Annotated in this window: 16 protein-coding genes, 1 tRNA gene and 1 pseudogene; 3 read left to right on the plus strand and 15 right to left on the minus strand. The window is 53.0% G+C overall.

From position 1 onward, the window contains the following. Positions 1-311: 311 nt before the first annotated feature. The 10 genes and pseudogenes from LBJ36_01410 to eutS all read right to left on the minus strand — a co-directional run bounded on the left by LBJ36_01410 (position 312) and on the right by eutS (position 8,216). Positions 312-557 (minus strand): annotated as a pseudogene (locus LBJ36_01410) (BMC domain-containing protein). Next, positions 550-969: a glycerol dehydratase reactivase beta/small subunit family protein gene (locus LBJ36_01415; protein MDR1377700.1), complete on the minus strand. Its 420-nt coding sequence runs from the start codon at positions 967-969 to the stop codon at positions 550-552. The pseudogene LBJ36_01410 and the gene LBJ36_01415 overlap by 8 nt, the downstream one beginning before the upstream one ends. Next, on the minus strand, positions 966-2,798 hold the full coding sequence (locus LBJ36_01420; protein MDR1377701.1) for a diol dehydratase reactivase subunit alpha: 1,833 nt from the start codon (positions 2,796-2,798) through the stop codon (positions 966-968). The genes LBJ36_01415 and LBJ36_01420 overlap by 4 nt, the downstream gene beginning before the upstream one ends. Position 2,799: 1 nt before the next feature. Further along, positions 2,800-3,363, minus strand: coding sequence for a diol dehydratase small subunit (locus tag LBJ36_01425; protein ID MDR1377702.1), 564 nt, complete (start codon positions 3,361-3,363; stop codon positions 2,800-2,802). A 103-nt stretch (positions 3,364-3,466) separates the two neighbouring features. After that, positions 3,467-4,168 (minus strand): propanediol/glycerol family dehydratase medium subunit, encoded by a 702-nt coding sequence (locus LBJ36_01430; protein ID MDR1377703.1) that lies wholly within the window; start codon positions 4,166-4,168, stop codon positions 3,467-3,469. Between the two features lie 24 nt (positions 4,169-4,192). Further along, complete coding sequence (locus tag LBJ36_01435; GenBank protein MDR1377704.1) at positions 4,193-5,866, minus strand: propanediol/glycerol family dehydratase large subunit; 1,674 nt, start codon at positions 5,864-5,866, stop codon at positions 4,193-4,195. 50 nt (positions 5,867-5,916) lie between these two features. Then, the gene (pduB, locus tag LBJ36_01440) at positions 5,917-6,723 is read right to left on the minus strand and encodes a propanediol utilization microcompartment protein PduB (protein ID MDR1377705.1); all 807 of its coding nucleotides are present in this window, start codon (positions 6,721-6,723) and stop codon (positions 5,917-5,919) included. A gap of 233 nt (positions 6,724-6,956) precedes the next feature. Next, positions 6,957-7,235 carry a propanediol utilization microcompartment protein PduA gene (gene pduA / locus LBJ36_01445; protein MDR1377706.1) on the minus strand — a complete coding sequence of 93 codons (279 nt, stop codon included), beginning with the start codon at positions 7,233-7,235 and terminating at the stop codon, positions 6,957-6,959. Beyond that, the gene (locus LBJ36_01450) at positions 7,225-7,842 is read right to left on the minus strand and encodes a hypothetical protein (protein ID MDR1377707.1); all 618 of its coding nucleotides are present in this window, start codon (positions 7,840-7,842) and stop codon (positions 7,225-7,227) included. Before LBJ36_01450 ends, pduA begins: the two co-directional genes overlap by 11 nt. 8 nt (positions 7,843-7,850) lie before the next feature. After that, on the minus strand, positions 7,851-8,216 hold the full coding sequence (gene eutS / locus LBJ36_01455) for an ethanolamine utilization microcompartment protein EutS (protein ID MDR1377708.1): 366 nt from the start codon (positions 8,214-8,216) through the stop codon (positions 7,851-7,853). Positions 8,217-9,159: 943 nt separating this feature from the next. Here eutS and LBJ36_01460 point away from each other — a divergent pair. From LBJ36_01460 to LBJ36_01470, 3 genes are all read left to right on the plus strand, one after another. Further along, positions 9,160-9,246 (plus strand) — tRNA-Leu (locus LBJ36_01460). A 149-nt stretch (positions 9,247-9,395) separates the two neighbouring features. After that, positions 9,396-9,617 (plus strand): Arm DNA-binding domain-containing protein, encoded by a 222-nt coding sequence (locus LBJ36_01465; GenBank protein ID MDR1377709.1) that lies wholly within the window; start codon positions 9,396-9,398, stop codon positions 9,615-9,617. Then, a complete protein-coding gene (locus tag LBJ36_01470; protein MDR1377710.1) occupies positions 9,596-9,901 on the plus strand; it encodes a hypothetical protein in 306 nt (101 codons plus the stop codon). Before LBJ36_01465 ends, LBJ36_01470 begins: the two co-directional genes overlap by 22 nt. Positions 9,902-10,103: 202 nt before the next feature. On the opposite strand, the gene LBJ36_01475 is transcribed toward LBJ36_01470, so the two are convergent. The 5 genes from LBJ36_01475 to LBJ36_01495 form a co-directional block, all read right to left on the minus strand. After that, positions 10,104-10,265, minus strand: coding sequence for a hypothetical protein (locus tag LBJ36_01475; protein MDR1377711.1), 162 nt, complete (start codon positions 10,263-10,265; stop codon positions 10,104-10,106). Positions 10,266-10,328: 63 nt separating this feature from the next. Further along, positions 10,329-10,502 carry a DUF1902 domain-containing protein gene (locus LBJ36_01480; protein ID MDR1377712.1) on the minus strand — a complete coding sequence of 58 codons (174 nt, stop codon included), beginning with the start codon at positions 10,500-10,502 and terminating at the stop codon, positions 10,329-10,331. Between the two features lie 64 nt (positions 10,503-10,566). Beyond that, positions 10,567-10,767 carry a hypothetical protein gene (locus LBJ36_01485; protein ID MDR1377713.1) on the minus strand — a complete coding sequence of 67 codons (201 nt, stop codon included), beginning with the start codon at positions 10,765-10,767 and terminating at the stop codon, positions 10,567-10,569. A gap of 670 nt (positions 10,768-11,437) precedes the next feature. Beyond that, positions 11,438-11,659, minus strand: coding sequence for a hypothetical protein (locus LBJ36_01490; GenBank protein MDR1377714.1), 222 nt, complete (start codon positions 11,657-11,659; stop codon positions 11,438-11,440). Between the two features lie 638 nt (positions 11,660-12,297). Continuing rightward, positions 12,298-12,481 (minus strand): hypothetical protein (locus tag LBJ36_01495; GenBank protein MDR1377715.1); only part of this gene is annotated, 184 nt, incomplete at its 5' end.

A 12,481-nucleotide genomic window follows, 5' to 3' on the forward strand; every position in this document is an offset into this window, starting at 1 on the left:
GAATCACTTGATTCACTTAGAGCATTTGGATCACTTGGAGCATTTGAATCACTTGAATCACTTGATTCACTTAGAACATTTGATTCACTTGATTCACTTAGAACATTTGATTCACTTGATTCACTTAGAGCATTTGAATCATTTGGATCACTTGGAGCATTTGAATCACTTGGAGCATTTGAATCACTTGATTCACTTAGAACATTTGATTCACTTGGAGCAACTGGCTCCACATCTTCGTTTTCTTCAGTTTTTAGATAGGCGAGAATCGTTTCTTTGTTCCAGGCCATAATGTTGCCCATACCCTCTGCCGGGCGCGGGATGATGTCCGTCGCCCAGATCCTTGATACGCCACCCGCTGCCGCTTTGGCCGCGTCTATCGCGGCCTTGACCGCGCCCACTTCTCCGCGTATCTTTACGGTGATACAGCCTCGACCTTTCGAGTTCTCCCGCCCTATGAGCTTTACGTTCGCGGCCTTGAGAGCCGCGTCCGCGGCGGCAATGGCGGCCGCGAGCCCAACGGTCTCTATAAAGCCAAGAGCTTTGCCGTCACTCATGTCCGTCCACCCCTTCCGTTTCGTACATAATCGGCTCCCCTTTGGATATTCTGGCGGCCGTCTGACCGAGCCAGCGAAGCCGCGAGGGCGTGTTGACGTCCCGTTCCAGATAAGGCGCATCAGCCACGGAAAACAGAGCAATCGCTCCCTTGCGCTCCGGGCATATCCCTATGCCGGTCTCTAAGCGTGATCGAAGACACGCCACGCGGGCCAGCTCCGAGGACGATCCGGAGCCCACGTTTTTAGCGTTTTGGGTAAACCAAGCAAGAGGCACACCTTCCTCCTCGCACCCGGCGCCTACGGCTTTCGCGTCGCTCTCCTTGAAGGAGGCGTCCGTCACCAACCAGACGGAGGGTTTGTTGTCCGGAAGCGCGTCTTTGCCCGCGCCAACACGCCCAAACCAGGCGCTCATAGCTCCTCCATCGACGAGAGCACAAGCCCCGTGGCAACGGCGTTTCTTGGTCCCTCCGTCGAGCGAATGTTGCCGCGTCCCGCCACGATCCCATAACGGGAAAGCGTGTCTGTTATCATGGTCGGTACCTCGAAATCCTTCGCCGAGCCTCCGACTAGAACGACGTAATCAACAAGGCGTATGTTGTTGCCGGGGGCCACCTGCGATAACGCTCGCAGAGCGTTTTTGACGAAGACCTCGCGCTTTGCCTTGCGCCGAGCCGCGCGGACCCCTTCGACGCTGACGCGAGGTAAGTTCAGAGGTTGGAGCATGTCGTTCTCATGCAACAGAGCGACGCGCCCAAAGACGTTTGGGTCAAGGGGCTTGTCGAAAAAGCGGACCGTACCATCCTCTTGCCGGATGTGAAAAGCGCTTTCGGCTTTGCAAAGTGGATAGCGTTTGATCGCCTCCGCCAGGTCCATGTCCTCTATGCCGAGTTCGCTGGCAATGATCGTGTTGACCATGTTCCCCGCGCCCGCAAGGTGCGTCAAAGTCACGGAACCGTCGGTTTTCATGAACGAGGCGTCGGAGCTGCCGGCGCCCAGGTCCAAAATCGCCACAGGAGGCTTTGTGCCCGGTGTCGTCAACGCACCCCGGATAGCCATGTCGGCTTCGATGCCTCCCACCTCGACCGTCACCCCAAATTCCTCGGAGACGGCCAAGGCGAGCCGCCGCATGGGCAGCTCCTCGGTCTTCACCATCACTGCCAGAGCCACCCCAGATTCCAGGGAAAACTCCCCAGCGACACCGCCGACCACCTTCTGCGGAACCAGAGTGTCCACTGCCAAAAGATCCTGAATGTAGATTTCGCCTATGGGAATGTTCGTCAAATCCGACATCGTGCGGCGCACACGTTCCATCATACCGCCAACGTTTGTTCCGGGCTGCCCAAAGATGTTTTCGACGGGGCGGCAGTCCGTGACCGTATTTTGAACCGCGTCGGCCCCGTCCTCGGCGTTTACCGTGCGTTTCCCCTGGGGACCAATGATGTATAGCTCTCCAGCCGGTATGCGGCGCTCACGAACCTCGCCCAGGGGAGTGCGAATGACAACGGCGGAACGATTACCCACCAGGGCCCGCGCCACCGGTACAATCTGCTTTGTCTCCTCGGGCGAAAGCGCGAAAAGCGAGGCGATATCATAAGGATTCGAGAGCAGCGACACGACACGCCCCGGAGGCGCCACCTCGACGCAGCATCTCATACCGAGGGGCACCCGCTCGATGGCGCTGACTTCATCCACGACCGGGATGACGCGAGGCAGGCGATTCACGATGAGGACTCCGTCGTCGGACTGGCAAATAGCGGCCGCGACGTTCACACCTCGCTTCATCGCCTCGGCTATGCCGGCGGCGGCAATTTCATAGTCAAACTTAGCCGCGATGACGGGAATGACGGACTCGCCCTCCGCCGTTTGCCACAGATCCTCGAAGGGCGTGGACACGCCTATGCCGAGCCCGATTCCGCCGGGCGTTGACGGATTATGTCCAATCATAGTGGATTCCGTAACGATGGTTTCCGTAACGGTCTCCATCGCCACGTCGCCGATAACCGGAGCCGCGCGGTTGAGGCGAATGAGGTCGACAGCCTTGTATTCGTCACGTCTGAAGCCGGCGCGTTCCAGAGCCATGCCCAAAGAGGAACGGAGGCCCGCGACGTTTTGAAGCGTGCCTTTTATGCCCGTGGTATCGCTGATGCCGGTAGCCAGGAACGTGATATTCCGTCCCTCTACGCGCGCGAGCGCCGTTTCGGTCGTCGCGTTGCCGATATCGATTCCAGCCACTATACCCATTTTAATCCGTGGGCAGATCGCCTTTCAACAACCCCCGACGCTGATAGACATCAGCGGCCTCCCGGACAAAGGTCGAGCAGACACTGGCGTCATATTGACTCTGCAGTTCCTCGGCCATCGCCAATAGTTCTTCCTTCGTCGAGCGGTGAGGCCGAAGGCTGTTGTACATTTCCAAAATTCTGGCGTCGGGGATTTTCGTCATTTCGCGGGCTCTCCCGAAGTTGAGAGCGATCTGGGAGCGACCGGCCGACGCAGCAATGTCCCCCTGCATTCGGAGAACGTCAGGCGATATGCTGAAGTCCTCGAAGGTGACTTTCCCGCTCTCGACGTTTTCGAGGGTCAGCTCGTCGAAGGGGATTCCCCGCGGGCTTTTCAGGATATCTCTGCGCTTCATGCCCAGCGGATAGTCTTGGGCGGTGATTTCGGGGCCGGCCGCCGCGCTTGCGGGGGCTTTGCTTGCGGGGGCCGCGCTTATAGGAGCCGCGTTTATAGGAGCCACGCCACTCAGCTCCCGCAAAACTTGTCGGACAACGCTCGCGATGAGTTCTTCATTTGTTTGTGCCATCTTCGTCCGATCCGATCCTTTCAGCGTACTAATACCTACTTATAACGAGTAGATATATTTCGCATAGTATTTTTTTGACTATAAAGCCAAAGAAAAAGCTCCCCTATTCAAAGGAAACCGACAGTTCCTGCGGAGCTTTCGAGCGCTCCTGGAAAGCGGCCTCTTTGTTGTGCAGTAGCGCCGCGAGCCCCTGATAACGAGGGCGAGCCATGGGGTCGTTCTTCGTGGGCACAGGCGTGGGAGTCTCACCCTTCGCGTACTTCGCGGCGTTCTTACCGATGGCGCGGAACGTCGGAAGGTCGATGACGGGAGACTGAGGGAACAGCTCCAGGTTTGAGAGGGGGTTCAGGTCGCGTTGGTGAATGACGGCGGTTCCACGCGACAAAATGCCGATCCCTATACCGGAGCCGGATATACGGGCCGCGTGATGGGCCATAAACGCCACATCGGCCGTGTGATAGACGCGAATAGCACGCACGTGGAGCCCTTCCTCCTCCGCCCCGGCAAAAACCTGACGCAACACCGCGGAGTGGGGGATTTTCACGATCGTTGTCTTGAACGTTGTGCCGAAAGCGGGAGTTACAGCAAGTACGATCTCTTTCGGGTCGGATCCGCGCGAGGCCGCTCCTTTTTCTTGGAGCAGGAGTCCAGCAGGCTCCTCAGCAACCGTGGAAGTGGCAACCGAAGAAGTGGCAACTGTAGAAGCGGAAACCGTGGACGATACTTCTCCCGCTCTGGCTCCCGCCTCCATTTCGGCCAGAACCTCTGTCACGATTTTTTCGAGCAGTTCAGGATTGATCTGCATAATTTCCACCCTTCCTAATACTTCCTATACGTCTTCGGCGCGAATGGCCCAGGGAATAGCCTTGATTTCCTCCCAGCGCTCGCTGGATATTTCGTAGCCAGTGCCGGGGCCCATGTAAGTGTTCGGATCGTTGACGGCGCTATAGACCGTGCCATCAGTCCCGACCCACGCGGATGTCTGGAGATAATCCCCGGCGACGCGCTGCCTCATCATGAGGATAATGGACTCGGCCACGTCGCGGAAACCGCGTTTCGCCAGAGCTTTCGCCACGTCCACGCCGGTAACGCCGTCGCTCATCAGACGTTCCGCCGCTTTGAGGTCCTCAGGAATGTTGCGATTGCCGATGTCATTGGAACCGTAAGCATAGGTGCACGCCTCGACTTCATCGTCAGTAATGGGGGGAAAGCCGAGTTCCGCGAACACGGCCTGCATGGCGCGCGCGGCCTTATTGCGGACCGCTATGACGTCCTCTTCTTTCACGGGCCGGAGGCCACCGTCTACCTTGAAGTCGCGCTGGAGCGCCAGGTAGTCGTCCATATCGGAAATGTCCCAGTTGGAGCCCGCGAACATGTTGTCGTAGTTCGGTACCGAGGAGTACCCGGAGAATATCCAATCCGTGCCAGGGAGGAACTGCGGCATTGTCCGCGCGGTTCTGCGCTGGTCGGAGTGGGAGAAAGTTTGGTCGTTGCCGCTGGCCACCTCCAGGTCGAGACACATGGTGATGAGGTTCTCCGCCGTCACGGCGCGAAGCCCGGAGGGAACCGCTGCGGGCACGCCGATGCAGGAGATGGAGCCGTTTTGAAGCCCTTGCACCCCAGCGCCCTTCGTGACCATGACGCAGAGGGCTTCCAGGTAGAGCATCGACTTGCCCTCGGCCGCGCCCATCTGAACCTCGGAGCCCGTGCCGGACGTGAAGCGCATCTTGAGGCCGCGGCTCGCGTAGGCGGAGGCCAGGAACGCCTTCGACCAGGGCGTGTCGTCTCCGTCCACGAAGACGCGCTCGGTGCCGTAGACCGAGACGGTTTCGGCGTAACTGGTCAGGCCGCGCATACCGACCTGTAGCTCGAACGCCTCTTCGAGGGCATCTTGCGACAGGGTACCGCGGCGTCCCACCTGCCCGCCCACCAGAAGGGCCAGCGCGTTGAAGGGCGCGTAACGAACAACACCCACCGTCGTCTCTATTTCTTTGAAGCCCCGATATGTGGCCTCGGCCGCGTCCGCCGCCAGCATGACCGGATGGTCTTTCGCACTGGTAACGTGGGCCTGGTTGGCGGGCGTCTGGCGGCAGCGCATTTTCTGCATCGCCATCATCATTTCGACCACGTTCATGCGGTCCATGACGCGGGCTATCTTAGCCGGGGTGAGAGCCGTGAACATGCGGATGCACTCTGGACGCGGGACGTTGATGTCCACGAGCATACGGGCGAGTTCTATCTCGCTCTTCGCCATAGCCTCTTTCGCGTTTTCGACGTTGATCGCGTAATCCGCCACGAATTGCTCTATCGTGGTAAATTCGACTCTGGACTTACCGTCCATTTCAACGATCTTGCCATTTTCTATTTTAAGAGAGGGTTGCGGGTCTTGGGGGCTACCCATCGCGTAAAGTCCCACCTCAATCCATTCCCCGATGAAGCCGTCGAGGTGGACCGGACGTTTTTCGAGCGCTTCGAATCTTTTGCTGCGTTTTGTGCCAGCCATTCTCAAGCCACCTTCCTCATTCTTCCTCGTTTTCAGAGGAACTTTGCCGGTCAAATGTAGGGAACTGTAGAGGGCTTCGGCTTGCCACCCAGGGAGTGGAGCAACTTCACGCCCACGTCGCGGGCCGTAAGAATAGCCTGCCGCACGGCTCCGGAATCCCCGCTCACCATGATGAAGGATTCGTTGGTATAGCAAGTGCCTTTCTGCGGCGAGCAGTAGCTGAACGCCTCAACCTCGGCCGCCTTAAGCGCCGTATCGCTGATGACAACGCCAATGCCGGCGGGCGCGCCCAGAATGAGCCCAAACGCGCGTCCCACGGGAGCGCCCAGGGCTTTATTGAGGCAGTAGCTCGCGCGGGCCGTGTACTGAAGCTCCAGATACCCAACTTCGTTGCCCCACACGTCGCCGAAGTACTTCGGGGTTTCTTTGAGGGCGACCTCGATGGCGCGTTTAGCGTCAGATACGTCCTCCGCGCCGAAGATAATGAGGGCTCCATGTCCGGCGCCGCCCTCGGTATCGCGGCACATTTCGGCGGAAATGATCTCGGTGTTCGTCGCTTTGATAGCTTCGTCGCAGGCCATGAGCTGGGGGCCAGCGCCGACGCGGTCGGAAATGATCCCTATTGAGCGATATTTATTGTCTATGCCCATCAATTCATGCAGACGCCCTTCGACATTCGCAATGACGAGTCCGATGGTATGTCCCATAGCCGTCCCGATGAACTCAGTGCAACTCGCGGGGACGCAACTTGGCTCAACACGACACTCTTCCACGACCGGCTTGCTCGTCTCGGCGGGAGTCTCCGCGAACCGCTTCATAACTTCATCCATTACTTTTTTGACTGTTTCTTGCTCCATCTCGACGCCTCCTCTGTTATAGCGCTTTGATAAAATAACAGTTGAACCATTAAGCCATTAAGCACTCTAAGCTCATAAAAGGACTGCTTTTCACTATCCTATACTTTAGGCGTTTTACTTTGATTCACAAAGAACTGCTTTGCACTATCCTAACTTTAGGCGTTTTACTTTGATTCACAAAGGACTGCTTTTCACTATCCTAACTTTAGGCGTTTTACTTTAATTCACTGTAGCTATCCGATTTTGGGAAGGATTTTTTCCGTGTCCGAATGTGGACGCGGAATAACGTGTACGGACACGATTTCCCCCACCTTTTTCGCGGCCGCCGCTCCGGCGTCTGTCGCGGCTTTCACCGCTCCCACGTCTCCACGCACCATGACCGTCACATAGCCGGACCCTATTTTCTCGTAACCGATTAGACCCACATTGGCGGCTTTGACCATCGCGTCCGCCGCTTCGATCGCGCCGACAAGCCCTTTTGTCTCTATTAAACCCAGAGCTTCACCGTTCATTTCCAAACGCACCTCCTAGAATATGATCAATTTTTTCACGCAACTCCGGTATCCCTTCTTCCGTTAGCGACGAGCAGAACATCACCTCCTTTGCTCCCGCCACTTCCAGGGCTCTTTTTGAACGCGCTTTCATGTCTTCCGTAGCCAGATCTATCTTCGTCACGACCCCCAGTACTTTGCCACGAATGGCGGTGTTAAATTTCGGCGGATAGCGGGGTGTCTGCGTCGGGTCGGCTAAAAAAAGCACGAGCCCGGCCTTGTTCGCGTTTTGCAAGAGCGACCTGTAAAGGTACAAGTGGTTCAGCAGTTCTCCTGGTGTGTCGATGAAATAGCTTCCGTGTACGACCATCTGCGTTTTCCGCACGTCGTCAATGTAACCAAGGGCTTTAAGAAGCGTGGATTTTCCGGCCCGTGTGGGTCCCGCTACCATGAGCTTACGATTAGCGGAAAGGTAGCCATAATGTAAACATTCAAGCTCAGGAGGGCGGAGCTCGTTTGGCTGCTTCGCGGTCTCCACTGGTTCCACCGAAACCCCTTCTTGAGGAAGATGAACGTGTAACCTCTCTTCTTCTAACCTCTCTTCTTCTTTTAACCTCTCTTCTTCCATGTCTCTTGTTAGCTCCTCGTAATGTTCGATGGAGCGAAGCCCAAAGTCTCTGTCAAGGCGTGCATGGCGTTAACGAGAGCGGATTCGACAGCGGAGACCTCGCCACTGAAGACAAGTCCTCCCGTGAAGCGGTCGACAAATTCTATTCTGATGTTGGATGATTTCGAGGCCGTATCCGCCGCGATGATAGCACCCTCGCCTGGTGTTATTGTCATGATTCCCACCGCGCCCTTGTTATCGACGCCGATCCGTTCGCAGATGTCCCTATTGGGATTTGCGATAATATGGGCGATTGTCACTTGTTTACCGGGGACAAATTCCTGAATGATTCTAGTTTTTTCGGCTCGTGAAGAACGAGAAAAATCTTCCGCCACGCGCTTTCCCTCCTCGTAAAAATGCAGAGGCGCCGCAAGTCAGACGCAGAGCTAACTTTAAATAAATGTGAAAATGTGATGTGATTTACTATTTTCATTTCTATGTTTTCATTTCTATCATGTCATAAAAACGCGTTTTTCGTGTGACAGTTTCTTGCTGATTTCATGTCATAAAGATTTGCTAAATTAAAACACGTATCGGTATTAATTCGGAGCAAAAAAAACTTAGATTGAATATATGGGAATTTTTAAGGCTAAAATTACGGTTAAATAGAACGCAAAAAAATATCCAATATAATTTTATTGTCTTAAATGTGTCTTAAATGAAGTTTTTCGCTCGGCAATCCAAAAGAACCCCTAGGAGTAAAATCTCCCAGAGGTTTTTCGCGTGTAAGAACCTATTGCCGCCGGAACTTGTAATGCGGCAACGCGCGTTCACCTATGCCGCTAAACTCAATACGATCTGCGCAATGCCTCAATCTCCGCTATGGATAAGCCGTAAATTGGGCAATCAAGGCGGGGTTCATTCCATCGGCTAGTCTCGAACGCGCTGTTTCTCGCAGGCACCGTCACGGGCTATGGCACACCGGTGTTATTTTGGAAAGAACACGTGAACCTCAGCCCAACTTTGCAGAGGTCCTCCGATATTTTGCAAAGCCGCGCGTTACCCCTCAAAGCCCCCTAAATTTTAAGATGGCGCGCGAAGAGCGCTTATCATGACGTAGCGCGCATATTGGTCGCTGCGGAATTAGAGCGTTTAAATTCTACTCATGATGACAGGTCCTTCCCCAAAATTTCCTTGAGCAGTGCAGGATGACATGGATTTTTAGAGAGCATCTTGCGGATTTTAACCTTTATGATGCTGTTGACGTGTTGAAGAAAATAAAGTAAAATCTTCTAAGTTGTAATAAGTGGAGTTTTAAAAATAAAAAATCACGAGTTTGCGGGGATGGCGGAATTGGTAGACGCGCAAGACTAAGGATCTTGTGGCTTAAAAGCTGTGGGAGTTCGATTCTCCCTCTCCGCACCAAGAACAAAAATAACAGGAAACAATCTTGCACAAAAAGGCAGTCAGTAAGCGGATTTTTAGGCTATTTCCTTGCACAATAAAACACAGCACAATAAAACATAACAAAATATAATACTATCCGGGACATAACCGGACAGAAAAACGGGTTGGTGCTTGTGGAGGAGGGGTATGCTGTAGCGCTGACGGAGATGGAAGTGCGAAAGGCCAAGGGGCGAGAAAAGCCGTACCAACTTGGGGATGGTAACGGGCTTCATTTGGAAGTTCTCCCGTGGAAGTTCTCCCGACTGGCGGCAAGTATTAGCACTTGCGGTATTGGATATAAGGTCGGGAACACAAAACAAGCCTCGGCGTGTATCCCGAAGTTGGGCTGAAAGAGGTCCGGGAGAAGCGCGACGCTTTCAAGGAAAACCTGGCGGGGGGAATCGATCCAAAGGCCAAGAAACCCGATCTTCCCACCTTCGGGGCAGTAGCTTGGGAATGGCACAGTCGAAACATAGCGCCGTCAAAGTCTCCCCAATATGCTTGTAAAACTCTCTCGCGGCTTGAAAAATTCTTATTCCTGCACATTGGAGACAGACCGATACAGGAGATCGTAGCGGTAGTCAATCTCAGAAAAAATCTCGAAGAGCGGCGAATCATCCTTTCCCATCATTAGCTCATTAGCGGCATCATTAGCGGCATCATTAGCGGATGGATTATCTTATATCTTATATCGCTTTTTCTTCCTGCCAGCGTCCATATTAAAATTGCTGGGGTAGTCAGCCTTTTCATTTTAGCCTCCAGCGCTCCTCAAGGATTGTAACCTTCTCTAGCAATCCTAAAAACGGTGATCAACACCGGCTCTTTTCATGATTGCGTTAGCCGTGTGCCTCGATTTGATTACCCCATCCACCATCCACCGTTATCGAGAGTCCCGTGATAGGGCTGTACCAAATGTCATGATCCCCTCTGCCGTGCCGCTGGAAATAACACCCGTTTTCGGCCAGTTTCTCACGGACTCTCGTCTCATACTCTGCCATCAGGCAACCACCACCTGACGAGCCATGCTGAAGTCCAAGGAAACGCCTTCGTGCCGCTTCTCCTCAATCTCCAGCAGCAATCTCCAGCAGCTCAGCCGCCGCCACTCTGACGCGCTCGATCAACGCATCCACAGAGCCGGACTCCAAGACAAGGCCCGGCAAATCATCGCTTGTGGCAATCCATACCAGCGCTTTTTCGTCCCATGCGACTTGAATCTTGTACCCTATTCTGTCCATTTTGGGTTAGCTCTTTTGGGTTAGCTCCTTTTTGCCTTGGCCAGGATTGCGGCATTCTCGGCGGCTAGACTTTTGTTTTTTCTAATTCTGCTGCTGCTGACATTAAAACGCCCTTCCGCTCCTCAATGTACTGTCTGACGTAAGCTCTTATTACGTCAATCGCGTTTTTCCTTTCCAGGGCGATGATGGAAGTAAATAAGGCCCATTCTTTCTCATCAATCCGAAACGTAAATCGAACGTCACTCGCTTTTTCGCTTTTTGCCATTTAAATATCACCTCCTTTTACATTATGCACCTTGACGTATAACGCGTCAAAGTAAAGATAGGATTTATGGCCTATATACTACACTTTGACGCTTTACGCGCCAAGGTGTAACTATGTCCATCAAGTCAGGAATCAAGCACCAAGCACCTTGACAACCAGAGGGTAGGCACGAACCAGGGAATCGGGCCAGCGGGAGAAGGGGTCGAACGGTGAACACAAGAAACCCATAGGAAACGGCCAGCCAGAACAGCGGCGATGAAACTCAAGGACTCGCTAACCAGAAACCCTCTCAACGATGGGATTGGAAAACGCAGAGTGACGGGCGGAGAACATCCCGCCCGGTAATGCAGGAGCAGCGAGTCACAACTCCCTAAAAAAATTTAAGGAGGTAACGAAATGCACATTGAAATAGAGCGAAATAGAGTACAATAACGTGACTGTCGGAGAGTTTTTTCGTACATAAGAGCACAATGCAAGACGAAGGGAATAGAAAACAGTCTCTCTGACCGGGACGAATTTGAAAACCCGTCGTGCCCAGTAAACATCAGCTACGACTCGAAGGGCGGTATTTTTCTTGTCGATCCGCTCTTGCCGTCCGGTCTCCCACCCCACATACTCGCGTTGCCCGCGCTTGTACATCGCTTTTTCCAGCGTTAGGGTCGGGTTCGTTTCAGAAGCCGCGGTCTTTTCGGTCTCTTTTCCTTTGATCTTTTCGCCTGATCTTTTCGCCGGTTTTTCGCCCTTTCTCGTCAAACTCGCTGATTTTCAGGGTTTCGTCCAGAGCTTTAGCGCTTTCGGCAATTTCCTTCTGTTCGATATAGACGCGTTCCAGGTCTTTGCACACCTGGCCTGAGCGATGCTCGATTCGTATTCTTCTCTTAGAGCTCGTCACAAAATAACTTCTAGAGCTCGTCACAAAATAACTTCCGCTTTCAACGCTAAATATTACTCTTCTAAAAATGTCTCGCACTCAAATGAGCTATTCCTAATCAATTATTCTTGCGTACAGTAGGTTTTGCTAAGTTGATTGGTGATAGCCAAAATAAGGTCAAAATAAGGTTAATAAGATCAGAAAGATCAGAATATTATCGTAAAACATAGCCACCAGCCACCGCTTCAAGCGCTGGCTTGAAATTGCGCTCCTATAAGGGGCTTAAAACATCAAATCATTAGAAAAGCCTCTCGCCCTCGAATAAGCGAAACATAGGACTCAACTTATTCCGCTTTTTCTGTTTTGCCTAGCATATCTGAGGACTTAATCTGGAGTCTGGGAATTTTGTTACTTCACGGATCGCTTCCGCTCTATTTAGTTTCCCCGGCATAGCCGGGGGATTTAATATATACTATTTAATATACTATCGAGTTAAAATCTATGGCGTCTTCGAAACAGTGAAACCCTCCCCAAAGCTGAGCTTCGCCCTTGAGCTTGAACGTAGTATATACCTTTTCCCTGCACTTTCCATGTCCATTCTATTTGACGCTTACGGGACTTTAGGTTATAAGGCTCTAAAGACTACGACGCCATCATCGCTATTGCGTAAGCAAGCTAAGCCCCTTAACATAGACGACTTTAACTTCTTTTTTAACTTCTTTTAACGTAACGGTGGTTGTTAAGGTTAAGGATTCTTCACTCAGCTTCAGAACAGAATCCCCATATATCCTCTCCTCGTCATTGTCGTCCCACTTATTCATCCCATAATCCGCGGCATTGTTT

The sequence above is a fragment of the Synergistaceae bacterium genome, assembly GCA_031267575.1.
Classification (GTDB): Bacteria; Synergistota; Synergistia; order Synergistales; family Aminobacteriaceae; genus JAIRYN01.

Coding starts and splice junctions, on each gene's coding strand:
- LBJ36_01415 (MDR1377700.1), bottom strand. CDS start 969: ATGAGCGCCTGGTTTGGGCGTGTTGGCGCGGGCAAAGACGCGCTTCCG.
- LBJ36_01430 (MDR1377703.1), bottom strand. CDS start 4,168: ATGCAGATCAATCCTGAACTGCTCGAAAAAATCGTGACAGAGGTTCTG.
- LBJ36_01435 (MDR1377704.1), bottom strand. CDS start 5,866: ATGGCTGGCACAAAACGCAGCAAAAGATTCGAAGCGCTCGAAAAACGT.
- LBJ36_01450 (MDR1377707.1), bottom strand. CDS start 7,842: ATGGAAGAAGAGAGGTTAAAAGAAGAAGAGAGGTTAGAAGAAGAGAGG.
- LBJ36_01485 (MDR1377713.1), bottom strand. CDS start 10,767: ATGGCAAAAAGCGAAAAAGCGAGTGACGTTCGATTTACGTTTCGGATT.
- LBJ36_01420 (MDR1377701.1), bottom strand. CDS start 2,798: ATGGGTATAGTGGCTGGAATCGATATCGGCAACGCGACGACCGAAACG.
- LBJ36_01425 (MDR1377702.1), bottom strand. CDS start 3,363: ATGGCACAAACAAATGAAGAACTCATCGCGAGCGTTGTCCGACAAGTT.
- LBJ36_01480 (MDR1377712.1), bottom strand. CDS start 10,502: ATGGACAGAATAGGGTACAAGATTCAAGTCGCATGGGACGAAAAAGCG.
- pduA (MDR1377706.1), bottom strand. CDS start 7,235: ATGAACGGTGAAGCTCTGGGTTTAATAGAGACAAAAGGGCTTGTCGGC.
- LBJ36_01475 (MDR1377711.1), bottom strand. CDS start 10,265: ATGGCAGAGTATGAGACGAGAGTCCGTGAGAAACTGGCCGAAAACGGG.
- pduB (MDR1377705.1), bottom strand. CDS start 6,723: ATGGAGCAAGAAACAGTCAAAAAAGTAATGGATGAAGTTATGAAGCGG.